Origin of the sequence: Pseudomonas sp. S36 (assembly GCF_016647875.1) — a bacterium.
In the GTDB taxonomy this organism is placed as follows: Bacteria; Pseudomonadota; Gammaproteobacteria; order Pseudomonadales; family Pseudomonadaceae; genus Aquipseudomonas; species Aquipseudomonas parafulva.
The window spans coordinates 15,182-38,576 of the sequence record NZ_JACVVG010000009.1 but is presented as its reverse complement, the minus strand read 5'-3'; the positions used below and the strand labels follow the sequence as shown (position 1 = coordinate 38,576).

The window sequence follows — 23,395 nt, the reverse complement described above, 5'->3', positions numbered from 1 at the left end:
CCCTAAGGTCTCGAAAGTCTTTTATTCATCAGCAGGGGCGCGAACCAGCTGACCAAAAGGGTCAGCACGAAGACGCCGAATACTGCTAACGGCGCCAATGGCTTCACTCCTGCAAAGGTCAGTGCAAACAGCACTGCCGTTAAAATCATCTTGCCTGCCTCGCCCGCGTAAAACGACTTGACGATGGCTTGTGCTGCCCGTGCCCCGCTGAAGCGAAAAGCCTTCCAGGCGAAATACACATTGGGTAGCCACGCGATCAGGCCTCCACAAAGGCCCGAATAACCGCTGACCGCCCCTCCCCACTGCCACAACACCAAGGCTGCCAGCAGCAGGACAACAAATTGAGCCAGCAGTACCGGAAAAACCGCCCAGCGATGGAAAGGCAAGCGGTTTGGCGTGCGTATTTCCATCACAACTGCTCCCCGAAAGTCGACCAACCCGTCAGCTATGACTTGGCATAATTTGTGCCGACAAAATGCGCGCAGAGTATAGGGGTGGATTAACCCCTATTCAACTCTTCGTAGTGATTTACGGCCGCACGCTACAACGGGAATTGTTTCAGCGGATGTGAGCAAGCACGCCCTGCAACTCGTCCAGCGAGTTATAACGAATGACCAGCTGCCCCTTGCCCTTGTTGCCATGGCGAATCTGCACCGCAGAGCCCAGCCGCTCTGCCAGCCGCTGTTCAAGGCGTGCGATGTCCGGATCAGGTTTGCCCGGTTCTACCGGATCAGGTTTGTCACTCAGCCACTGACGCACCAGCGCCTCGGTTTGGCGCACGGTCAGCCCACGTGCGACAACATGACGCGCCCCCTCCTCCTGGCGATGCTCTTCCAGGCCGAGCAGGGCACGCGCGTGGCCCATTTCCAGATCACCGTGGGCGAGCATGGTCTTGATCGCATCGGGCAAGGTAATCAGGCGCAGCAGGTTGGCCACCGTCACCCGCGACTTGCCCACGGCGTCGGCCACCTGTTGCTGGGTCAGCTCGAACTCCTGCTGCAGGCGCTGCAAGGCGAGTGCCTCCTCCAGCGGGTTAAGGTCCTCGCGCTGGATGTTCTCGATCAGCGCCATGGCGATGGCGGTTTCGTCGGGCACCTCGCGGACCATGGCAGGGATGGTGTCCAGGCCGGCCTGCTGGCTGGCGCGCCAGCGGCGCTCACCGGCAATGATTTCGTAGCGGTTGTCGCCGATCGGCCGCACCACAATGGGCTGCATCACCCCGTGGCTGCGTATCGAATGGGCGAGTTCCTCGAGCGCCTGTGGATCCATGTCGCGGCGCGGCTGGTACTTGCCCCGCTGAATCAACTCCACGGGCAGGTGTTGCAGTTCCTTCTGGTCGATCTTTACAGCCTGCTCTTCGAGCGCGCTGACGGAAGGACCGCTGAGCAGCGCATCCAACCCACGTCCGAGACCTCGTTTCTTGACGGCCATGCGGATTCCTTAAGTTGTTTGTGCAGTGCGGGTTTGACGACGCTGACGGCGAACCAGTTCGCCAGCCAGGGCCAGGTAGGCCAGCGCGCCACGCGATTGCTTGTCGTAGGCCAGCGCCGGCATGCCGAAACTGGGCGCTTCGGCCAGGCGGATGTTGCGTGGGATCACGGTGTCGTACAGCTGCTGGCCAAAGTGCTCCTTCAGCTGCGCAGAAACATCGTTGTTCAGGCTGAGGCGCGGGTCGTACATGGTCCGCAACAGGCCCTCGATCTTGAGCTCGGGGTTCAGCCGTGCAGCGATGCGCTTGATGTTATCCACAAGGTCGCTCAGGCCTTCCAGCGCGTAGTACTCGCACTGCATGGGGATGATCACGCCATCGGACGCAACCAGGGCGTTGAGCGTGAGCATCGACAGCGACGGCGGGCAGTCGATCAGAATGAAATCGTAATTGTCGCGGATGGGCGCCAGTGCATTGCGCAGGCGGCTCTCCTTGACCTGCATCTCCAGCAGCACCACTTCGGCTGCGGTCAGGTCACGGTTGGCCGGCAGCAACTGGAAACCACCATGCTCGGAATAGTGCATGGCCTGGGCCAGGTCACATTCGCCGATCAGCAGGTCGTACACCGAGTGCTCGAGCTCGTGCTTGTCCACCCCGCTGCCCATGGTGGCGTTGCCCTGCGGATCGAGGTCGATCAGCAGCACACGGCGCTTGGTCGCAGCCAGCGAGGCCGCGAGATTGATACAGGTGGTGGTCTTGCCTACACCACCTTTCTGGTTCGCGATTGCGAATACCTTAGCCATTGTTGCGTGTGTTCCCAGTCAAGCCTTGCGGCGCAGTATCAGCAGATGGCGCTGGCCCTGGCAACCCGGAACGGTCAGGGCCTGCTCGCTTTCCACTGTGAAGTCTGCGGGCAATGCTACCAGTTCATCGGCAGGATGCAGCCCCTTCATTGCAAGCCATTGCGTCCCGGTGTCGCCCAGGTGGCGGGTCCAGTTGGTGAAGTTCTCCATGCTGCTGAACGCACGGGAGACGATGCCATCGAACGGACGTGCAGGCTCGAACGCCTCCACGCGGCTGTGGATAACCGTGAGGTTGTCCAGCTTGAGCTCCATTTTCACCTGGGTCAGAAAGCGCGTTTTCTTGCCATTGGCATCCAGCACCGTCACACGCTTGTGCGGATGCAGAATAGCCAATGGCACCCCAGGCATGCCACCGCCGCTGCCCACGTCCAGCCATTCATGGCGTTCGCTGTGGATAAACGGCATCACGCTGAGGCTGTCGAGCAAGTGGCGCGAAACCATCTCGTCGGGGTCGCGCACCGCGGTGAGGTTGTAGGCTTTGTTCCATTTGATCAACAGAGCAAGGTAGCCAAGCAGCTTGTCGTGTTGCTCCGGGCTCAGTGGCACCCCCAGTTCGCGGGCACCTGTGGACAACTCTTCGGCATGTTGCGGGGTGACCAGGGCACTCAAGCGCTTTGCTCCAACTCGCGGCCGGCGCCGCGTTTTTTCAGGTGAATGAGCAACAGGGAGATCGCGGCCGGTGTAACACCGGGGATGCGCGAAGCCTGGCCCAGGGTTTCGGGGCGCGTCTGGCCCAGCTTGCCCTGAATCTCCTTGGACAAGCCAGAAATGCTCGAGTAGTCGATATCCACAGGCAGGCGCGTGTCCTCGCTGGCCCGCAGGCGAGCGATCTCGTCCTGCTGGCGGTCGATGTACCCGGCGTACTTGGTGCGGATTTCCACCTGTTCGGCAACCTGTGGGTCAATCGGCTCACCGTTGGTGGCCTCAATCAGCCCGGCGTAGTCGATTTCAGGGCGCGCCAGCAGGTTGAGCAGGCTGTATTCATGGCTGAGCGGCGTGCCGAACTTATCCACAATGGCCTGGCCTTGTTCCGTATTCGGCCGCACCCAGGTGGTTTTCAGGCGCTGCTCTTCACGCTCGATACCGTCGCGCTTGGTGCAGAACGCTGCCCAGCGCTGGTCATCGATCAGGCCCAGTTCGCGGCCTTTTTCGGTAAGCCGCAGGTCGGCGTTGTCTTCGCGCAGAATCAGGCGGTACTCGGCACGGGAGGTGAACATGCGGTACGGCTCCTGGGTACCCAGGGTAATCAGGTCGTCGACCAGCACACCGATGTACGCCTCGTCGCGCCGCGGGCACCAGCTGTCGCGGCCCTGGGCACGCAGTGCGGCGTTGGTCCCGGCCAGCAGGCCCTGGGCGCCGGCTTCCTCGTAACCCGTGGTGCCGTTGATCTGGCCGGCGAAGAACAAACCGCCGATAACCTTGGTTTCAAGGCTGTACTTCAGATCGCGTGGGTCGAAATAGTCGTACTCGATGGCGTAACCGGGGCGAACGATGTGGGCATTTTCCATACCCCGAATCGACCGTACCAGCTCCAGCTGCACGTCAAACGGCAGCGAAGTGGAGATGCCGTTTGGGTAAAGCTCATGGGTGTTCAGGCCTTCCGGCTCGATGAATACCTGATGGCTTTCCTTGTCGGCGAAGCGGTGGATCTTGTCTTCGATCGACGGGCAGTAGCGCGGCCCAACCCCCTCGATAACCCCTGAATACATGGGCGAGCGGTCGAGGTTGGAAGCGATGATGTCGTGGGTCCGCGCATTTGTGTGGGTGATCCAGCAACTGACCTGGCGCGGGTGCATGCCCGCATTGCCCATGAACGACATCACCGGAATCGGGGTATCGCCGGGCTGCTCGGTCATCACCGAAAAGTCCACGGAGCGGCCATCGATACGCGGCGGGGTACCGGTTTTCAGGCGCCCCACCCGCAGCGGGAGTTCACGCATGCGGTGTGCCAGGGCGATCGAGGGTGGGTCACCGGCGCGACCGCCGGAATGGTTTTGCATGCCGATATGGATCAGCCCGCCGAGGAACGTGCCAGTCGTCAGTACCACGGCATCGGCGAAGAAACGCAGGCCCATCTGGGTGACCACACCCTTGACCTCGTCCTGCTCGACGATCAGGTCATCGCAGGACTGCTGGAATATCCACAGGTTCGGCTGGTTTTCCAGGATCTCGCGGACCACTGCCTTGTAGATGGCGCGGTCTGCCTGTGCCCGGGTTGCCCGAACGGCTGGGCCTTTGCGGTTGTTCAGCACACGGAACTGGATACCGCTCTTGTCGGTAGCCAGGGCCATGGCGCCGCCCAGGGCATCGATCTCTTTGACCAGATGGCTCTTGCCAATACCGCCAATAGCGGGGTTGCAGCTCATGTGACCGAGGGTTTCCACGTTGTGGGTCAGCAGCAGGGTTTTTACACCCATGCGTGCAGACGCAAGCGCAGCCTCGGTACCGGCATGGCCGCCGCCGATGACGATCACTTCAAAACGGGAAGGGAAATCCACCACGCACCTCGTGCCTGTTTTTGCGAATAGAGAAGGTAAGCCGACAAGTATAGGGACTTCACCCCCCTTAAAGGAACCGCCTGAGCAAATTTTGACCAGTCTGTGGATGAATGGCAGACAACAGAAATCAAAGAAGAGAAATTTATAAAAGCTTTGTTTTTATGTTTATTCTTATGCACAGCCTTATCTGTGGATAAGGTTCTGCACGCCTTTCAAATAGCCATGTACAGAGAAATTAAACCCTGTGGCTTAGTACCCATGAGGGCTATGGATAAGCGGTTTTAGCCTGTGCATAAAAGGTCTGTTTACCCACAGGGCAGTTTACCCTCAACAAAAACGCCTGCTTATCAACTGAGCTCATTGAGGGTTTTCCACAGGGCTCCTGATACCCAATAAAGCCCGAGCCGGCCAAAAAAAGCGCAAAAAAAAGCCGCTCCATGTGGAGCGGCTGTGCCCGAGGCTGCGGTGAACTACTTGCCGATGCAAAAGCTCGAGAAAATTCGGCCCAACAGGTCGTCCGAACTGAAGGCACCTGTGATCTCGCCCAACGCTTGCTGCGCCTGGCGCAGGTCTTCGGCCAACAACTCACCGGCACCCGCCAGTGTCAGTTGTGCCCGCCCATGCTCCAGGTGCTCACTGGCCTGGCGCAATGCATCAAGGTGTCGCCGGCGTGCGCTAAAGCCGCTTTCGGCGGTTTGCTCGTACCCCATGCAGGCCTTGAGGTGATCACGCAGCAACTGCAGGCCGGCATCGTTACCTTTGGCACTGAGGGTGAGGGTGACGTGGCCATCCGTACTCTGCTCAAGCGCAATACGTTCACCACTCAGGTCTGCCTTGTTGCGGATGAGTGTGACCTTGGACGGGTCAGGCCGCTGGTCGAGAAACTCCGGCCACAGGGCGAAGGGGTCACTGGCTTCAGGCGCCGTGGAGTCCACCACCAACAGCACACGGTCCGCCTCGCCAATGGCCTTGAGCGCGCGTTCAACACCAATTTTTTCTACATGGTCATCGGTAGCGCGCAACCCTGCGGTATCCACTACATGGAGGGGCATCCCGTCGATGTGGATATGTTCACGCAGGATGTCCCGGGTGGTGCCGGCGATATCAGTGACGATTGCCGCTTCACGCCCCGCCAGCTGGTTTAGCAGGCTCGATTTGCCGGCGTTGGGCCGACCCGCAATTACCACGGTCATGCCATCGCGTAGCAAGGCGCCCTGGCCGGCTTCGCGCTGGACTGTGGATAACGTTGCTCGCACAGTATCCAGCATCGACAGCACGTGGCCATCGGCAAGGAAATCAATCTCTTCCTCAGGGAAGTCGATTGCAGCCTCCACGTAGATGCGCAATGCAATCAGGGCTTCGGTCAGGCTGTGGACACGTTTCGAGAATTCCCCTTGAAGCGACCGCAGGGCGTTGCGCGCGGCCTGGCTGGAACTGGCCTCGATCAGGTCGGCGATCGCCTCTGCCTGCGCCAGGTCCAGTTTGTCATTGAGAAATGCGCGTTCGCTGAATTCCCCTGGCCGGGCCAGACGGCAACCCAGTTGTACGCAACGCTGCAGCAACATATCCAGCACCACCGGGCCACCGTGGCCCTGCAGCTCCAGCACGTCCTCGCCGGTGAACGAGTTAGGGCCCGGAAAGAACAAGGCAATGCCTTCGTCCAGCACCAGCCCATCCTCACCTCTAAACGCGCCGTAATGGGCGTGGCGCGGGGTCAGGTGACGGCCGGTGATCCATTCGCCGGCCCTGCCTGCCAGAGGCCCTGACAGCCTGACGATGCCCACCCCACCGCGCCCTTGGGCGGTGGCAATGGCGACGATGGTTTCACGCACAGTATTCATGCTCGAAAGCCTCTACGACAAAAACGACAGATAGCAAAAACGCCCCACTGGGGGGCGTTTTTATTCACAGGCTAGCGCAGTAGCCCGTCAGGCAGCAGCTTTTTTGCTGGCTGCTTCGATGCTGCGGGTGATGTACCACTGCTGAGTGATGGACAGGCAGTTGTTCACAACCCAGTACAGCACCAGGCCAGCCGGGAACCACAGGAAGAAGAAGGTGAAGATGATCGGCATCATTTTCATCACCTTGGCCTGCATCGGGTCCGGCGGGGTCGGGTTCAGACGCTGCTGGATGAACATGGTGGCGCCCATGATGATCGGCAGGATGAAGAACGGATCCTTGATCGACAGGTCGGTAATCCACAGCATCCAGGGGGCCTGGCGCATCTCGACGCTTTCCAGCAGCACCCAGTACAGGGCCAGGAATACCGGCATCTGCACCAGGATCGGCAAGCAGCCGCCCAGCGGGTTGATCTTCTCTTTCTTGTACAGCTCCATCATCGCCTGGGACATCTTCTGGCGATCGTCACCGAAGCGTTCTTTCAGCGCGGCCAGCTTGGGCGAAACGGCACGCATGCGCGCCATGGAACGGTAGCTGGCAGCCGACAACGGGAAGAACAGGCCTTTGATCAGCATGGTCAGCACGATGATCGACCAGCCCCAGTTGCCCAGCAGGCTGTGGATATGTTGCAGCAACCAGAAAATCGGCTGGGCAATGAACCACAGGAAGCCGTAGTCCACCGTCAGTTCCAGGCCTGGGGACAACTCCTTGAGCTTGGACTGGATCTTCGGACCGGCATACAACATGGCACTGGTTTCGGCCTTGCCGCCCGCAGGCACGCTGAGTGCCGGGCCGGTGTAGCCGATGATGTAGTTGCCCTGGCTGTCCTTGCGGGTCTGGACGACGTTGTTGTCCGACTTGGCAGGGATCCACGCGGTTACGAAGTAGTGCTGCAGCCAGGCGACCCAGCCTCCAGACACATTTTCTTTCAAACTACCTTTGTCGATGTCCTTCATCGAGACTTTTTTGTAGGGCTCGGAAGGTGTCCACAGGGCTGCGCCCAGGTAGGTGGCGGTACCGGTAGCGGTGCTCGACGATGGATCGGAGCTGGCATCACGCTTGAGCTGGGCAAACATGTTGCCGCTCCAGGCCTGGCTGCTCTGGTTGTCGATCAGGTAGCTGACAGTGAGGTCGTATTCACCGCGCTTGAAGCTGAAGCGTTTGATGTAGTTGACGCCGTTGTCGCTGAACTTCAGGTCGACGACCAGTTGCTCCTGGCCGTCGGCCAGCTGATAGCTCTTCTGCTCGGCCGCATAGAGTGGGCGACCGGCCGAACGTGCATCAGGGCCGTTGGCGCCTGTCAGGCCGCTTTGTGCCAGGTAGACGCGTTCGCCACCGTTGTCGAACAGCTGGAACGGAATGTCCGGGTGATCCTGACGGCGCGGGTACTTCGGCAGGTTCAGCTGGACGATGTCACCACCGACCGGATCGATAGCCAGGTTCAGGACGTCGGTCTTGACCCGGATCAGGTCCTTGCTGACAGCGACCGGTGCGAGCTCGGCCTGGCTGGTCTCGGCGTTGGCACTAGGCACATCGGCGCTGGCGCCGGCGTTACCCGCCGGTACACCGTCAGGCAAGCCCGGGTTGGCAGTGCTGGCAGCAGTATTCTGAGTCGGCAGGGCAGCCTGGCCGTAGTCCTGGTTCCACTTGAGGACCATGACGTAGGACACGATTGCCAGGGCGACGATCAGGATCGTGCGTTTAATATCCATGATTACTCGGCTATCGAAGAAGTTCGGGAGGAAGGAGCGGGAGGAACGGGATCGAAACCGCCGTCGTTCCACGGATGACAACGCCCCAGGCGACGAACGGCTAGCCACCCACCACGCCAGAGGCCGTGGTTTTCGATGGCTTCATAGGCATAACAGGAGCAGCTGGGGAAGAAACGACAGTGGCTGGCCATCAGAGGACTAATGGCATAACGGTAAAACTGGATCGGAACGAGTGCCAGTTTACGCATCTTGGCTGTCTACCCCTACGGAATTGGCGGTGGCTGCTGGTGCCGGTCGGCTGCGCGCCAGGCGTTTCCAGAGCTTGCCAAAGTGTTGGTGCAATTCCGGGTTTTCCACTTCACCCAATCCCTTGCGCGCGACGATCACGATGTCCAGGCCGGCAAGCGTTTGCTGGTTAAGACGAAAGGAATCGCGCATCAAGCGCTTGAGGCGGTTGCGTTGAACGGCGAGCTTGACGCTCTTCTTGCCGATCACCAGGCCAAGGCGCGGGTGATCCAGCCCGTTCTCGCGAGCAAGGATCAGCAGGTTTTTCCCTGGAACCTTGCCGGTTGGGGAGTCGAAGACCGCTTTGAAATGCCGGGGTGTAAGCAGTCGCTTTTCCCGACTGAAGTCCTGACTCACCACCTGTGCCGAAAAATCAAATGGCCAGACGCTTACGGCCTTTGGCACGACGACGCGACAGTACGGCGCGGCCGTTCTTGGTAGCCATACGAGCACGGAAACCGTGAGTGCGCGCGCGCTTGATGGTGCTTGGTTGGAAAGTACGTTTCATGGCGTGTTACCTGGGTTTGTCGACGACGGGCCGGGATGGCCCCCTTTTAAGAGACCGGCGATTCTAGAGAAAGCAAGCCCGTAGGTCAATTTCCAACCAGCCTTTCCTTATGTACGGCGGGATGAGTGGCAGCCCGCGGTGGGCCAGCGTCGGCTTGATTGAGCAGTGAGATCACGTTCAACATGAAAAAAAGAAGAGACATATAAAAAGCTTTTCTGAAGAACTTATAACGCTTAGGTGGATAACCTTCTGTGGATAACCCCTCGCAGGCCTTGTGAAACAGGCTTTTCAGCGATTCAAAAGTCTGTTTCAAACCGGTGCTGCGCCTGTTTCGGGCCTGGAGAGAACGTGTGGATAAAATAGGTCGTTATCCACAGCGGAGTTATCAACAGATTTCGACCCAGGGTTGTGCATAGCCCTCAGGTTGCGTTATCCACAGGGTTTATTCACAGCTGCGTCAGGTCGTTTTAGTCGGTAAATGGCTGTTTTGCCATGGCCACCGTGGTGTCCACATGTGGATAAGTTGACGCTCGATCGGTACAATGGCGGTTTGTTTCGGCCTTGTCCGGCTTTCAAACTCAGGGGATATCCGTGTCAGTGGAACTTTGGCAGCAGTGCGTAGAGCTTCTGCGCGACGAACTGCCTGCCCAACAATTCAACACCTGGATCCGTCCGTTACAGGTCGAAGCCGAAGGCGACGAGTTGCGCGTCTACGCGCCCAACCGTTTCGTCCTTGATTGGGTCAATGAAAAGTACCTGGGGCGTTTGCTGGAACTGTTGGGGGAAAATGGCAGTGGTATTGCGCCTGCCCTTTCGTTGCTGATTGGCAGCCGTCGCAGCTCAGCACCCCGTGCTGCACCCAACGCCCCGGTGAGTGCAGCCATCGCCGCCTCGCAGGCCCAGACCCAGGCGCAAAAAGCCGTGCCTGCTGCTGTGGCCCCCGAGCTTGCTGCGGTGGCCCAGGCCGAAGCTTCCACTGTTGAACAATCTGCTCAGCAGTCTTCAAGGGACAGCTTCGACGCCATGGCCGAACCTCCCTCGGCCCCTGTCGTCAATGGCCGGGCCGAGCAACGCACCGTGCAGGTAGAGGGCGCGCTCAAGCACACCAGCTACCTGAACCGCACGTTCACGTTCGATACCTTTGTAGAGGGCAAGTCCAACCAGCTGGCCAGGGCAGCGGCATGGCAGGTGGCCGACAACCCCAAGCACGGGTACAACCCGCTGTTCCTTTATGGCGGCGTGGGCCTGGGCAAGACTCACCTGATGCACGCTGTGGGTAACCACCTGCTGAAGAAGAACCCGAATGCCAAGGTGGTCTACCTGCATTCGGAGCGCTTTGTCGCGGACATGGTCAAGGCGCTTCAGCTGAACGCCATCAACGAGTTCAAGCGTTTCTACCGCTCTGTGGATGCATTGTTGATCGACGATATTCAGTTCTTCGCCCGCAAGGAGCGCTCCCAGGAAGAATTCTTCCACACCTTCAACGCCCTGCTCGAAGGTGGCCAGCAAGTCATCCTGACGTCCGACCGCTATCCCAAGGAAATCGAAGGCCTTGAAGAGCGACTGAAGTCGCGCTTCGGTTGGGGCCTGACCGTGGCGGTCGAGCCGCCAGAGCTGGAAACCCGTGTGGCGATCCTGATGAAGAAGGCCGACCAGGCCAAGGTCGAGCTCCCGCATGATGCCGCGTTCTTCATCGCCCAACGCATACGCTCCAACGTTCGTGAGCTGGAAGGTGCGCTGAAACGGGTGATCGCCCACTCCCACTTCATGGGGCGCGAGATCACCATCGAGCTGATCCGTGAGTCGCTCAAAGACCTGCTGGCCCTGCAGGACAAGCTGGTGAGTGTGGATAACATCCAGCGCACGGTGGCTGAGTACTACAAGATCAAGATCTCCGATCTGTTGTCCAAGCGGCGTTCGCGCTCGGTGGCGCGCCCGCGGCAGGTAGCCATGGCCCTGTCCAAGGAGCTGACCAACCACAGCTTGCCAGAGATCGGCGACATGTTCGGTGGTCGGGACCATACGACCGTGCTGCATGCCTGCCGCAAGATCAACGAACTTAAGGAATCCGACGCGGACATCCGCGAGGACTACAAGAACCTGCTGCGTACGCTGACGACCTGATGGCCGTTGGCGCAGCTAGCTAATTGAAGGCAAGGGACTAGACCATGCATTTCACCATTCAACGCGAAGCCCTGTTGAAACCCCTGCAACTGGTCGCCGGTGTCGTCGAGCGCCGCCAGACCTTGCCGGTGCTGTCCAACGTATTGCTGGTCGTACAGGGCCAGCAATTGTCGTTGACCGGTACCGACCTGGAGGTCGAACTGGTAGGGCGCGTGCAACTCGAAGAGTCAGCCGAGCCTGGCGAAATCACCGTCCCGGCGCGTAAGCTGATGGACATCTGCAAGAGCCTGCCCAGCGATGTGCTTATCGACATCAAGGTGGACGAGCAGAAACTGCTGGTCAAAGCTGGCCGTAGCCGCTTTACCCTGTCGACGCTGCCAGCCAATGATTTCCCCACTGTGGAAGAAGGCCCGGGTTCGCTGACCTGCAACCTGGAACAGAGCAAGCTGCGCCGCCTGATCGAGCGCACCAGCTTCGCCATGGCCCAGCAGGATGTGCGCTACTACCTGAACGGCATGTTGCTCGAAGTCTCGCGCAACACGCTGCGGGCTGTTTCCACCGATGGTCACCGCCTGGCCCTTTGCGCCATGAGTGCACCTATCGAGCAGGACGACCGCCACCAGGTGATCGTGCCACGCAAAGGTATTCTGGAACTGGCCCGCCTGCTGACCGACCCTGAGGGCATGGTCAGCATCGTCTTGGGTCAGCATCACATCCGCGCCACTACCGGTGAGTTCACATTCACCTCCAAGTTGGTGGACGGCAAATTCCCAGACTACGAGCGCGTGCTGCCCAAGGGCGGTGACAAGTTGGTAGTGGGCGACCGTCAAGCCCTGCGCGAGGCCTTTAGCCGTACCGCGATTTTGTCCAACGAAAAGTACCGTGGCATCCGTCTGCAGTTGGCTGCCGGGCAGCTGAAAATTCAGGCCAACAACCCTGAGCAGGAAGAAGCTGAGGAAGAGATCAGCGTGGACTACGAAGGCAGCTCCTTGGAGATTGGCTTCAACGTCAGCTACCTGCTGGATGTGCTGGGGGTTATGACCACTGAACAGGTTCGCCTGATCTTGTCGGACTCCAACAGCAGCGCGCTGCTGCAGGAGGCAGGCAACGACGACTCTTCGTATGTTGTCATGCCGATGCGTTTGTAACCCGTAGCAGGCGACATGTCCCTTCGACGTATCATGGTCACCGCGGTGCGCAATTTGCACCCGGTGACACTCTCCCCCTCCCCCCGCATCAATATCCTGTATGGCGACAATGGCAGCGGCAAGACCAGTGTGCTGGAAGCCGTGCATCTGCTTGGGCTCGCTCGGTCGTTCCGCAGCACCCGCTTGAACCCGGTCATCCAGTATGAGCAGGCCGCCTGTACCGTGTTTGGTGAGGTGGAGCTAGCTGAAGGTGGGATTTGCAACCTTGGGGTATCCCGTGAGCGGCAAGGGGACTTCACCATACGAATAGATGGGCAGAACGCGAGGAGTGCCGCTCAACTCGCGGAGCTGTTGCCCCTTCAGCTGATCAACCCCGACAGTTTCCGTTTACTGGAAGGCGCTCCAAAAATCCGTAGACAGTTTCTGGATTGGGGAGTGTTCCACGTGGAACCTAGGTTCATGCCCGCGTGGCAGCGTCTGCAGAAGGCGCTACGGCAGCGGAACTCATGGTTGCGGCATGGTACACTTGACGCTGCTTCGCAAGCCGCCTGGGACCGGGAGTTATGCCTGGCCAGCGCGGAGATAGATGAATACCGTCGCAACTATATCAAGGCCTTGAAGCCCGTCTTCGAGCACACCCTGAGCGAGCTGGTTGAGTTGGACGGGTTGACCCTTAGCTACTATCGAGGCTGGGACAAGGACCGGGAACTCCAAGAAGTACTCGCCTCCTCTCTCCTTCGCGATCAGCAGATGGGCCATACCCAGGCCGGCCCACAACGTGCTGATCTGCGTCTTCGCCTGGCTGCCAATAACGCAGCCGATATCCTGTCGCGTGGTCAGCAAAAGCTGGTGGTATGCGCATTGCGCATTGCCCAAGGCCACCTGGTCAGCCAGGCGCGGCGGGGTAACTGCATCTATCTGGTGGATGACTTGCCATCCGAACTGGACGACCAGCATCGCCGCGCATTGTGCCGCTTGCTTGAAGAATTACGCTGCCAGGTATTCATCACCTGTGTAGATCAAGAATTACTGAGGGAAGGCTGGCAGACGGAAACGCCAGTTGCTTTGTTCCACGTGGAACAAGGCCGTATCACCCAGACCCACGACCATCGGGAGTGAAGGCATGAGCGAAAATCAAACGTACGACTCCTCCAGCATCAAGGTGCTGAAAGGTTTGGATGCCGTGCGCAAGCGCCCCGGCATGTACATTGGCGACACCGATGATGGTAGCGGCCTGCACCACATGGTCTTCGAGGTGGTCGACAACTCGATCGACGAAGCCCTCGCAGGTCACTGCGACGACATCACCGTCATCATCCACCCGGACGAGTCCATCAGTGTCCGCGACAACGGTCGCGGTATTCCGGTAGATGTACACAAAGAGGAAGGCGTGTCCGCTGCTGAGGTCATCATGACCGTGCTGCACGCTGGCGGTAAGTTCGATGACAACTCCTACAAGGTATCCGGCGGTCTGCACGGTGTAGGGGTATCGGTAGTGAATGCGCTTTCCGAGAAGTTGGTGCTGACCGTTCGCCGTAGCGGGAAAATCTGGGAACAGACCTACGTGCATGGCGTACCCCAAGCGCCAATGGAAATCGTCGGTGACAGCGAAACCACCGGTACGCATATTCACTTCAAGCCGTCTGCCGACACGTTCAAGAATATCCACTTCAGCTGGGACATCCTGGCCAAACGTATCCGTGAGTTGTCGTTCCTCAACTCGGGCGTTGGTATCCTGCTGAAAGATGAGCGCAGCGGTAAGGAAGAGTTTTTCAAATACGAAGGCGGCCTTCGTGCATTCGTTGAGTACCTGAACACCAACAAAACCCCGGTGAACAGCCAGGTATTCCACTTCAGCGTGCAGCGCGAGGACGGTGTGGGTGTTGAAGTCGCCCTGCAGTGGAACGACAGCTTCAACGAAAACCTGCTGTGCTTCACCAACAACATTCCGCAGCGCGACGGTGGCACACACCTGGTTGGCTTCCGTTCTTCCCTCACCCGTAGCCTGAACAGCTACATCGAGCAGGAAGGCCTGGCCAAGAAGAACAAGGTTTCTACTACTGGCGACGACGCCCGTGAAGGCCTGACCGCAATCATTTCGGTCAAGGTTCCGGACCCCAAGTTCAGCTCGCAGACCAAAGATAAGTTGGTGTCCTCGGAGGTGAAAACCGCCGTGGAGCAGGAGATGAACAAGTACTTCTCCGACTTCCTGCTGGAAAACCCCAACGAGGCCAAGGCCGTCGTCGGCAAGATGATCGATGCCGCGCGTGCCCGTGAAGCTGCTCGTAAAGCGCGCGAGATGACCCGCCGCAAAGGTGCGCTGGACATTGCCGGCTTGCCGGGCAAACTGGCTGACTGCCAGGAGAAGGACCCTGCCCTCTCCGAACTGTACCTGGTGGAGGGTGACTCTGCAGGTGGCTCGGCCAAGCAAGGCCGTAACCGTCGTACTCAGGCCATTCTGCCGCTGAAGGGCAAGATCCTGAACGTCGAGAAGGCGCGTTTCGACAAGATGATCTCGTCCCAGGAAGTGGGTACGCTGATCACCGCGCTAGGCTGTGGTATCGGCCGCGATGAGTACAACATCGAGAAGCTGCGTTACCACAACATCATCATCATGACCGATGCTGACGTCGACGGTTCGCACATCCGTACCCTGCTGCTGACTTTCTTCTTCCGCCAATTGCCAGAGTTGGTAGAGCGTGGCTACATCTACATCGCTCAACCACCGCTGTACAAGGTGAAGCGTGGCAAGCAAGAGCAGTACATCAAGGACGACGAGGCCATGGAAGAATACATGACCCAGTCTGCCCTTGAAGACGCCAGCCTGCACCTGGACGAATCCGCGCCTGCGGTATCGGGTGTGCAGCTTGAGGCACTGGTCAATGAGTTCCGCAGTGTCATGAAGACGCTCAAGCGCCTGTCGCGCCTGTACCCGGAAGAGCTGACCGAGCACTTCATCTACCTGCCGGAAGTTACCCTGGAACAGCTGGGTGATCACGCCGTCATGCAGGCTTGGCTGGCCCAGTTCCAGGCGCGTCTGGATAACACGCAGAAGTCTGGCCTTGCCTACAAAGCCAGCCTGCGCGAAGACAAGGAGCGCAATGTGTGGCTGCCGGAAGTGGAAATCATCTCCCACGGCCTGGCCAGCTATATCACCTTCAACCGCGACTTCTTCGGTAGCAATGACTACCGCACGGTGGTCAACGTGGGTAGCAAGTTGTCCAGCTTGCTGGGTGAAGGCGCCTACGTGCAGCGTGGCGAACGCCGCAAAGCCATCGTCGAGTTCAAGGAAGGCCTGGACTGGCTGATGAACGAGACCACCAAGCGCCATACCATCCAGCGATACAAAGGGCTGGGTGAAATGAACCCGGACCAGCTGTGGGAAACCACAATGGACCCAACGGTGCGCCGTATGCTGAAGGTCACCATCGAAGATGCCATTGCGGCTGACCAGATCTTCAACACCCTGATGGGTGATGCGGTCGAGCCACGCCGTGACTTCATCGAGAGCAACGCGCTGTCGGTTTCCAACCTGGACTTCTGATCGGGTTGTAAATTGCCCCGCAGCAAAAAGCCCGCTTCGGCGGGCTTTTTGCTGTTTGAATAAAAGACAGATGACAGGTCACGTCGCCGGGTTAACCCCCAGCGCCTTCAACCGCCGATACAGCGTGCGTTCGCTCACCCCAAGGTGCCGTGCCAGTTCGCTGCGCGAGCCGTTGAAGTGCGCCAGCGCCTGTGCCAGATTCCCCAACTGGCCAGCCCCCCTCCCATCCCAACTTCCGGCGCCCATGTTCGCGCCAACGTCCTCCGGTAAATGCTCAGGCTTGATCACGCCGTCATCAGCAAACAACCTCGCCCGCTCCAGAATATTGCGCAGCTCACGGATATTGCCGGGGAACGGATGCAGCGCCAGTTGCTGCAATGCCGCCTCATCCACGCTGGCAGTGGGTGTGCCTGCCATGCGTTTTAACAAGCTCTCGGTCAGCAGGGGCAGATCCTCTACCCGCTCCCTCAGTGCGGGCAGGCGAATGGGGAAGCCGCTGATGCGGTAGTACAGGTCTTCCCGGAATGTGCCGTCAGCCACCATCTGCTTGAGCGGTTTGTGCGTGGCCGATACCAGGCGGAAATCCGAGTGCACCGTACGCAGGCTGCCCACCGGGCGAAAGCTGCCTGTCTCGATCAGCCGCAACAGCTTTACCTGCATCGGCAACGGCACTTCACCGATTTCGTCCAGGAACAGCGTGCCGCCATGGGCCGCTTCGGCCAGGCCGATCTTGCGCTGGTTTGCCCCGGTGAATGCGCCCTTCTCGTAGCCGAACAACTCGCTCTCGAACAGTGAATCGGTCAGGCCCGTGCAGTCGACTACCACCAACGGGCCGTTAGCTCTCGGGCTGCCCATATGCACGGCGCGGGCAAAAAGCTCCTTGCCGGTGCCCGACTCGCCCTGCAGCAAGACCGGGATCTGCGCCGGCGCTGCACGTTGCAGGCTGGCAAGGGCAGCCTTGAAGGCCGGCGCCCGGCCGACAAGCCCCTGCTCCTGGGGCTGCGCCGCGGCGAGGGCTATGCTGGTGAGACGCTCGACAAACGCTACCACCCTGCCCTGCTCGTCGAGAATCGGCCGCAGCTCTACATCCACATGCTCCGGGCCCCGTGGCGTGTGGTGAATGTGCAGGACGCGCTCAGGTTGCTTGCTCCCCCAGGCTTTGCGCAGGGGGCAGTGCTCACCGGCTTGATCGCAGGGCACTGCATAGTGGTGAGATACCTTGTGACATTTCTCGCCCAGCGGCGCCTGGTCGTCGCGGCCAAACTGACGGCGGTAGGCAGCATTGGCGGCCAGAATGTTGTAGTCGGTGTCCAGGACGATGGTGGGCAGCGCATCGTGTTCCAGGTAAGACACCAAGGCCAGAATAAGCGGATGTGGTTCAGGCATGACGGCACCGGTCTGATAACCCGGTCGAGGGTAACAAGGACTGCCAAACACTGCCATCGGCTGACAGCCAGCCTGCCAATTCGGCTGCCAAAGGGTGACGAGGCCAATGACACCTGCCCTGAAGCAGCCAGTATTCGCTTAAAGGCGCCTGGCATGCATCTTGATAACCCTTCCCCTACCACCCGTGTCCGTACGAGCCCGGTGGACAATTGGAGAACGTGATGATCATCGGTAACAACCTTCAAGTGGAAGCCTTCTTTGACAAGGCAACCTCGACCATCAGTTATCTGGTGATGGACCGCGAGACGCGCCAGTGCGCACTGATCGACAGCGTGCTGGACTACGACCCCAAGGCTGGCCGCACCAGCACTGCTTCTGCGGACCAGTTGATCGCGCGAGTCGAAGCACTCGATGCCAAGGTGCAGTGGGTGCTTGAAACCCATGTGCATGCAGACCACCTTTCGGCAGCGGCCTACCTGAAAGGCAAGCTGGGCGGTTGTACGGCCATCGGCGCGCATATCACCCAGGTGCAGAAAGTGTTTGGTGCCCTGTTCAACGCGGAGCCCGGCTTTGCCCGGGACGGTAGCCAGTTCGATGCCCTGCTGGAGGATGAAGAAGGGTTTCGCATTGGCAACCTGCATGCTCGCGCCCTGCACACACCGGGTCATACACCCGCCTGCATGAGCTTCATGATCGAGGATGCCGGCGAGACAGTACTGTTTGTGGGGGACACCCTGTTCATGCCGGACTACGGCACCGCCCGTTGCGATTTCCCAGGCGCCGATGCACGCACGCTGTATCGCTCGATACGCCGCCTGCTGGCCTTCCCCGACACCACCCGTTTGTTCATGTGCCACGACTACCTGCCTGAGGGCCGGGCCTTGCGGTACGTCACCACCGTAGCCGAGCAGCGTGCCCACAACATCCATATTCACCAGGGTGTCGACGAAGACAGCTTCGTTGCCATGCGCGAAGCGCGAGACAAAACCTTGGACATGCCTGTGCTGATCTTGCCGTCGGTGCAGGTGAACATGCGCAGCGGCCAGTTACCCGCGCCGGAAGACAACGGCGTGCGTTATCTGAAAATCCCGATCAACGCCCTGTAACCGCTTTGCCCCATAACCAGAACTCAGGATTCATTGCCATGCCTGCCTTGTTGTCCCCTGCCACCTGCACACACCATCAGGTGGTGATTGTCGGCGCCGGTGCCGCCGGCATCGCCACTGCCTCGAGCCTTATCAGCCGCGACCCGTCGCTGGATGTGGCGTTGATCGACCCTGCCGAAGTGCATTACTACCAGCCAGGCTGGACCATGGTAGGTGCCGGTGTATTCGATGCACCCAGTACTGCCCACACCATGGCGTCCACCATCCCTCGCGGCGTGCGCTGGCTGCAAGCCCGGGTTACGGGCTTCGATCCGGTTAGCCGGCACGTGGTGCTGGAGGGCGAGCGGACCATCAGCTACGAGCAACTGGTGGTGTGCCCCGGGCTCAAGCTGGACTGGGCCGCCATCGATGGCCTTGAAGACACCCTAGGCCGCAATGGCGTCACCTCCAACTACCGCTATGACCTGGCACCTTACACGTGGGAGCTGGTGCAAAACCTCAAGCAGGGCCGCGCGCTGTTCTGCCAACCGCCCATGCCGATCAAGTGTGCCGGCGCGCCGCAAAAGGCGTTGTACCTGTCGTGCGACCACTGGCTGCGTCACGGCCGATTGGGCGCGATCAAGGCGAGTTTCTACAACGCCGGCGGCGTACTGTTCGGTGTGCCTGACTATGTGCCTGCGCTCATGAAGTACATTGAGAAATACAACGTCGACCTGCATTTCTCCCAGCGCCTGGTAGCCGTGGATGGCCCGAACAAACGCGCCACATTCGTGCGAACACTGCCTGATGGCAGCAGCGAGCGCCACACCGAACCTTTCGACATGCTGCATGTGGTGCCGCCACAAGTGGCGCCGGACTTCATTCGCAACAGCCCCCTGGCTGACAGCAACGGTTGGGTGGATGTAGACCCCCAGAGCCTGCGCCATCGCGGTTACGCCAATGTGCATGCCCTGGGCGACGTCGCCAACACCACCAATGCCAAGACTGCTGCCGCCGCCCGCAAGCAGGCACCGGTGGTCGCCAACAATGTGCTGGTAGCGTTGGGCAGGCGCACGGGCCTGGCCAGGTACGACGGTTATGGCTCATGCCCGCTCACCGTCGAGCGCGGGAAGATTGTGCTGGCTGAATTCACCTACGGCGGCAAGCTGGCGCCCAGCTTCCCCACATGGCTACTCGACGGCCGGCAGCCGACCCGCCTGGCCTGGTTGCTCAAGGCCCGTGTACTGCCACCGTTGTATTGGCAAGGCATGCTCAAAGGGCGCGAATGGCTAGCCAGGCCGGCACCGCTGGCCACCGAGGGCGCGCAGTGATCGAGCATCAGCTGCTGGGCGCAGGCCTGGGCGCGATCATTGGTGCGGTGCTGGCACTGACCGGTGCCGGGGGCGGCATCCTTGCTGTGCCTCTGCTGGTGTTCGGCCTGGGGCTGACAATGGTTGAAGCTGCCCCCATCGGCCTGCTGGCCGTTGGGTTGGCAGCAGCTGTGGGGGCAATTATTGGCTTGCGCCAAGGGGTAGTGCGCTACCGTGCCGCATTGCTCATCGCAGCGGTGGGCGTTCTGTTCGCACCATTGGGGCTGATGATGGCCCATCACCTACCCAACACCCCACTGCAGTTGCTGTTCGGCGGCGTGCTGGTCTACGCCTGCCTGCGGATCTGGCGCAAGGCTGCCCGCGAGCTGAAGGGTGAAACCGTGGGTGCACACCGGCTGATCGAGCCCTGTGTGCTCAACCCGCTGCAGGGCAGGCTGCGCTGGACGCTGCCCTGCGCAAGGGCGCTCGCCGGCACGGGGGCGTTGTCTGGTCTGCTGTCAGGGCTGCTGGGTGTGGGCGGTGGTTTTGTCATCATCCCTGCCCTGAACCGCTATACCAACCTGCGCATGGCCAGCATCGTTTCAACATCGCTGGCGGTGATCGCGCTGGTATCGGCTGGCAGCGTTATCAGCGCCACCCTGGCAGGTGTGATGCACTGGCAGGTGGGCGCGCCGTTTGCCCTGGGGGCAGTGATCGGGTTGTTAATGGCGCGGCCCCTGGCAGCAAGGCTGGCGGGGCCGCGCTTGCAGCAACTGTTTGCGCTAGCCGGTTGGGCCGCAGCGTTGATGCTGATGGGCAAGGCGTTACTGGGCTAGCAGTTCGTCCTGCTCTGCAGCGCACAATGCCAGCAGGTAGTCCCAGACCACCCGCAAGCGCACCGACTTGTGCAGTTCGCGGCGTGTACAAATCCAGTAGCTGCGCTGGATGGTTTCGCCCGGCAGTACGCGCACCAGGGTTGGATCATGGCGGGCCATGTAGTTGGGCAGTACGGCGATGCCCAGCCCGGCCCGCGCCGCCACCTGCTGGGCGATCACGCTGGTGCTGCGAAACACCACGTTGGGTGACCGGCAAAAGCTGTTGAGAAACAGCAGTTCCTGGCTGAACAGCAGATCGTCCACATACCCGATCCAGCTATGTCGGGCCAGGTCTTCGCGGGTGCTCAACGGCGCCGAGCGGTCCAGGTAGGCCTGGCTTGCGTACAGTGCCAGGCGGTAGTCGGTGAGTTTGCGGGTAATCAGCAGATCGGCGCTGGGCCGCTCCAGATGAATACTGATTTCGGCCTCGCGGTTCAAGATGCTCACAAAGCGCGGTACCGCAACCAGTTCGACCTCAAGGCCGGGGTAGCGTTCGAACAGGGCGTTCATGCGTGGCGTGAAGAACATGATGCCGATGCCCTCGGTTACCCCCAGACGAATCTTGCCAAGGGGGGCAATGGCCTGGGTAATTTCTTCCTGTGCCAGCAGTGCGACGTTTTCCATGGCCTCGGCATGCTTGAGCAGCGCATGCCCCGACGGGGTCAGTTCATAGCCTTGGGCATGCTGGACAAACAGCGCGGTGCCCAGGCTCTGCTCGATATTCTCGATGTGCCTGGCGACGGTGCTGTGGGTGGTGTTAAGCCGCTTGGCTGCTGTCAGCAGGCGGCCGCTGCGCTGCAACTCCAGGAAAAACCGCAAATCGTTCCAGTCGAACATGCTGATCCCTGTACGTTCGAACGCCCACTCAGCCTGGACGTTGCCATGGTTACCGTTGTGCTAAAACGCACAGCGGCTGCGCGAAATCTCGTCTTTATTCCACGAAATTACTCACTAAGCTGGATCAGGACAAGAATAAAAACGGTTTAGAGGTCGCCAATGCCATCAACCGATTCTGCCTTTGACTACGTGGTCGTGGGCGCTGGCCCTGCGGGTTGCCTGCTTGCCAACCGGCTGTCTGCCGACCCTTCCAGCCGTGTTCTGCTGTTGGAGGCCGGGGGCCGTGACAACTACCCCTGGATTCATATTCCCGTCGGCTACCTTTACTGCATCGGCAACCCGCGCACCGACTGGTGCTTCAAGACCGAAGCCCAGCCAGGGCTGGCTGGCCGAGCCCTGGGTTACCCCCGGGGCAAGGTGCTGGGTGGCTGTTCCTCGATCAATGGCATGATCTACATGCGCGGCCAGGCCGCCGACTATGACGGTTGGGCCGAGCAAGGCAATGCAGGCTGGGCCTGGAAAGATGTACTGCCGCTGTTCAAGGCCAGTGAAAGCCACTTCGCTGGCGCCAGTGAGTTCCACGGCGCCAGCGGCGAGTGGCGGGTAGAGCGCCAGCGCTACAGCTGGCCGATCCTCGACGCCTTCCGCGATGCCGCTGAGCAGGTTGGCATCGGCAAGGTGGATGACTTCAACACAGGCGACAACGAAGGCTGTGGATATTTTCAGGTGAACCAGCGCAGTGGTGTGCGCTGGAATGCTGCCAAGGCATTCTTGCGCCCGATCCGGCACCGGCCCAACTTGACGGTGCTGACCGGTGTGCAGGTGGACCAGGTGCTGCTGAACAATACCCGTGCGCGGGCGGTGAAGGCGTTCTGGCAAGGAGGCTGGCACGAGTTTGCGGCGCGCCGTGAAATCATTCTGTGTGCGGGGGCGGTGGGTTCACCCGGTATCCTGCAGCGCTCCGGGGTGGGCCCGAGCCAGTTGCTGACCCGCCTGGGCATCGGTGTGCGCCATGCCATGCCTGGCGTTGGCGGCAACCTGCAGGACCACCTGCAACTGCGCCTGATCTATCAGATCGGCAACACCCGTACCCTCAACCAGATGGCCAACAGCCTGTGGGGCAAGATGGGCATGGGCCTGCGTTACCTTTACGATCGCAGCGGCCCGCTGGCCATGGCCCCCAGCCAGCTGGGGGCGTTCGTGAGGTCGAACGCGCAGCAGGCCAGTGCCAACCTGCAATACCATGTACAGCCTTTATCACTGGAACGCTTCGGCGAGCCTCTGCACACATTCCCCGCCTTTACCGCTTCGGTGTGCAACCTGCGCCCGGCCAGCCGTGGCCGTATCGATATCCGTGACACGGACATGAACAGTGCACCGCTGATCGACCCCAATTACCTCAGCGACCCGCAGGACCTGCGCGTGGCTGCCGAAGCCATTCGCCTTACCCGTCGTATCGTTCAAGCCCCTGCCCTCGCCGCCTTCGCGCCGAAGGAATACCTGCCAGGTGCGGCACTGCACAGCGAAGCAGACTTGTTCGAGGCGGCTGGCAAGATCGGCACCACTATCTTCCACCCCAGCGGCACCTGCCGCATGGGCAGTGGCACGCTGGACGTTGTGGATAACCAGCTGCGTGTGCATGGCATCCCCGGGCTGCGTGTGGCGGATGCCTCGATCATGCCGCAGATCACCTCCGGGAATACCTGCTCACCCACCTTGATGATCGCCGAGAAAGCGGCGCAGATGATTCTCAAAGGAGCCAATACCCCAACCTACGTAAGCGAAGACGCACTACCGACGCCCTGACCAGGGTGCGTGCAACACCGGTAGCTTGCGGTCGAAAGCTGCCGACAGTGGAACAACAAGAATAATCACTGTGGCCCTGCGGGCCG

20 protein-coding genes are annotated in these 23,395 nt (G+C 60.2%); 8 read left to right on the top strand and 12 right to left on the bottom strand.

Features of this window, described 5'->3' with window-relative positions; genetic code table 11:
• Nucleotides 1-2: 2 nt before the first annotated feature.
• From IAE36_RS07355 to rpmH, 10 genes are all read right to left on the bottom strand, one after another.
• Complete coding sequence (locus IAE36_RS07355; RefSeq protein ID WP_028632802.1) at nucleotides 3-410, bottom strand: F0F1 ATP synthase subunit I; 408 nt, start codon at nucleotides 408-410, stop codon at nucleotides 3-5.
• 148 nt (nucleotides 411-558) lie between these two features.
• Nucleotides 559-1,431: a ParB/RepB/Spo0J family partition protein gene (locus IAE36_RS07350; protein WP_201211530.1), complete on the bottom strand. Its 873-nt coding sequence runs from the start codon at nucleotides 1,429-1,431 to the stop codon at nucleotides 559-561.
• Nucleotides 1,432-1,440: 9 nt separating this feature from the next.
• Entirely contained in the window at nucleotides 1,441-2,232 is a 792-nt protein-coding gene (locus IAE36_RS07345) for a ParA family protein (RefSeq protein ID WP_028632800.1), read from the bottom strand.
• A gap of 18 nt (nucleotides 2,233-2,250) precedes the next feature.
• On the bottom strand, nucleotides 2,251-2,901 hold the full coding sequence (rsmG, locus tag IAE36_RS07340; RefSeq protein WP_028632799.1) for a 16S rRNA (guanine(527)-N(7))-methyltransferase RsmG: 651 nt from the start codon (nucleotides 2,899-2,901) through the stop codon (nucleotides 2,251-2,253).
• Complete coding sequence (gene mnmG / locus IAE36_RS07335; protein ID WP_201162510.1) at nucleotides 2,898-4,790, bottom strand: tRNA uridine-5-carboxymethylaminomethyl(34) synthesis enzyme MnmG; 1,893 nt, start codon at nucleotides 4,788-4,790, stop codon at nucleotides 2,898-2,900. Before mnmG ends, rsmG begins: the two co-directional genes overlap by 4 nt.
• Nucleotides 4,791-5,260: 470 nt before the next feature.
• Nucleotides 5,261-6,631 carry a tRNA uridine-5-carboxymethylaminomethyl(34) synthesis GTPase MnmE gene (gene mnmE / locus IAE36_RS07330; RefSeq protein WP_201211528.1) on the bottom strand — a complete coding sequence of 457 codons (1,371 nt, stop codon included), beginning with the start codon at nucleotides 6,629-6,631 and terminating at the stop codon, nucleotides 5,261-5,263.
• Between the two features lie 87 nt (nucleotides 6,632-6,718).
• Nucleotides 6,719-8,401, bottom strand: a complete 1,683-nt coding sequence (gene yidC / locus IAE36_RS07325) for a membrane protein insertase YidC (RefSeq protein WP_201211526.1) — start codon at nucleotides 8,399-8,401, stop codon at nucleotides 6,719-6,721.
• A 2-nt stretch (nucleotides 8,402-8,403) separates the two neighbouring features.
• Complete coding sequence (yidD, locus tag IAE36_RS07320; RefSeq protein ID WP_075046823.1) at nucleotides 8,404-8,649, bottom strand: membrane protein insertion efficiency factor YidD; 246 nt, start codon at nucleotides 8,647-8,649, stop codon at nucleotides 8,404-8,406.
• Nucleotides 8,642-9,046, bottom strand: coding sequence for a ribonuclease P protein component (gene rnpA / locus IAE36_RS07315; RefSeq protein WP_028632795.1), 405 nt, complete (start codon nucleotides 9,044-9,046; stop codon nucleotides 8,642-8,644). Before rnpA ends, yidD begins: the two co-directional genes overlap by 8 nt.
• A gap of 13 nt (nucleotides 9,047-9,059) precedes the next feature.
• On the bottom strand, nucleotides 9,060-9,194 hold the full coding sequence (gene rpmH / locus IAE36_RS07310; RefSeq protein WP_003253163.1) for a 50S ribosomal protein L34: 135 nt from the start codon (nucleotides 9,192-9,194) through the stop codon (nucleotides 9,060-9,062).
• Nucleotides 9,195-9,785: 591 nt separating this feature from the next.
• On the opposite strand from rpmH, the gene dnaA reads away from it, so the two are divergent.
• The 4 genes from dnaA to gyrB are packed head-to-tail and all read left to right on the top strand — an operon-like array spanning nucleotide 9,786 to nucleotide 16,010.
• A complete protein-coding gene (gene dnaA / locus IAE36_RS07305) occupies nucleotides 9,786-11,318 on the top strand; it encodes a chromosomal replication initiator protein DnaA (RefSeq protein ID WP_201211524.1) in 1,533 nt (510 codons plus the stop codon).
• Nucleotides 11,319-11,362: 44 nt separating this feature from the next.
• Nucleotides 11,363-12,466: a DNA polymerase III subunit beta gene (gene dnaN / locus IAE36_RS07300; protein ID WP_201211522.1), complete on the top strand. Its 1,104-nt coding sequence runs from the start codon at nucleotides 11,363-11,365 to the stop codon at nucleotides 12,464-12,466.
• Nucleotides 12,467-12,481: 15 nt separating this feature from the next.
• Nucleotides 12,482-13,585 (top strand): DNA replication/repair protein RecF, encoded by a 1,104-nt coding sequence (gene recF / locus IAE36_RS07295; protein WP_201211520.1) that lies wholly within the window; start codon nucleotides 12,482-12,484, stop codon nucleotides 13,583-13,585.
• A gap of 4 nt (nucleotides 13,586-13,589) precedes the next feature.
• Entirely contained in the window at nucleotides 13,590-16,010 is a 2,421-nt protein-coding gene (gyrB, locus tag IAE36_RS07290) for a DNA topoisomerase (ATP-hydrolyzing) subunit B (RefSeq protein ID WP_201162503.1), read from the top strand.
• Nucleotides 16,011-16,088: 78 nt separating this feature from the next.
• Here the strand turns inward: gyrB and IAE36_RS07285 are convergent, their stop codons facing one another.
• Nucleotides 16,089-17,396 carry a sigma-54 interaction domain-containing protein gene (locus tag IAE36_RS07285; protein WP_201211518.1) on the bottom strand — a complete coding sequence of 436 codons (1,308 nt, stop codon included), beginning with the start codon at nucleotides 17,394-17,396 and terminating at the stop codon, nucleotides 16,089-16,091.
• A 221-nt stretch (nucleotides 17,397-17,617) separates the two neighbouring features.
• On the opposite strand from IAE36_RS07285, the gene IAE36_RS07280 reads away from it, so the two are divergent.
• Genes IAE36_RS07280 through IAE36_RS07270 form a run of 3 tightly spaced genes read left to right on the top strand, consistent with a single transcriptional unit; the run spans nucleotide 17,618 to nucleotide 20,627 of the window.
• Nucleotides 17,618-18,502 carry an MBL fold metallo-hydrolase gene (locus tag IAE36_RS07280; protein WP_201211516.1) on the top strand — a complete coding sequence of 295 codons (885 nt, stop codon included), beginning with the start codon at nucleotides 17,618-17,620 and terminating at the stop codon, nucleotides 18,500-18,502.
• 38 nt (nucleotides 18,503-18,540) lie between these two features.
• The gene (locus tag IAE36_RS07275) at nucleotides 18,541-19,812 is read left to right on the top strand and encodes an NAD(P)/FAD-dependent oxidoreductase (RefSeq protein WP_201211514.1); all 1,272 of its coding nucleotides are present in this window, start codon (nucleotides 18,541-18,543) and stop codon (nucleotides 19,810-19,812) included.
• Entirely contained in the window at nucleotides 19,809-20,627 is an 819-nt protein-coding gene (locus IAE36_RS07270) for a sulfite exporter TauE/SafE family protein (RefSeq protein WP_201211512.1), read from the top strand. The genes IAE36_RS07275 and IAE36_RS07270 overlap by 4 nt, the downstream gene beginning before the upstream one ends.
• On the opposite strand, the gene IAE36_RS07265 is transcribed toward IAE36_RS07270, so the two are convergent.
• Nucleotides 20,616-21,503 (bottom strand): LysR family transcriptional regulator, encoded by an 888-nt coding sequence (locus IAE36_RS07265; protein WP_201211509.1) that lies wholly within the window; start codon nucleotides 21,501-21,503, stop codon nucleotides 20,616-20,618. The genes IAE36_RS07270 and IAE36_RS07265 overlap by 12 nt on opposite strands.
• Before the next feature lie 159 nt (nucleotides 21,504-21,662).
• Here IAE36_RS07265 and IAE36_RS07260 point away from each other — a divergent pair, with 159 nt between their 5' ends.
• Nucleotides 21,663-23,309, top strand: a complete 1,647-nt coding sequence (locus IAE36_RS07260) for a GMC family oxidoreductase (RefSeq protein WP_201211501.1) — start codon at nucleotides 21,663-21,665, stop codon at nucleotides 23,307-23,309.
• Nucleotides 23,310-23,395 lie beyond the last annotated feature (86 nt).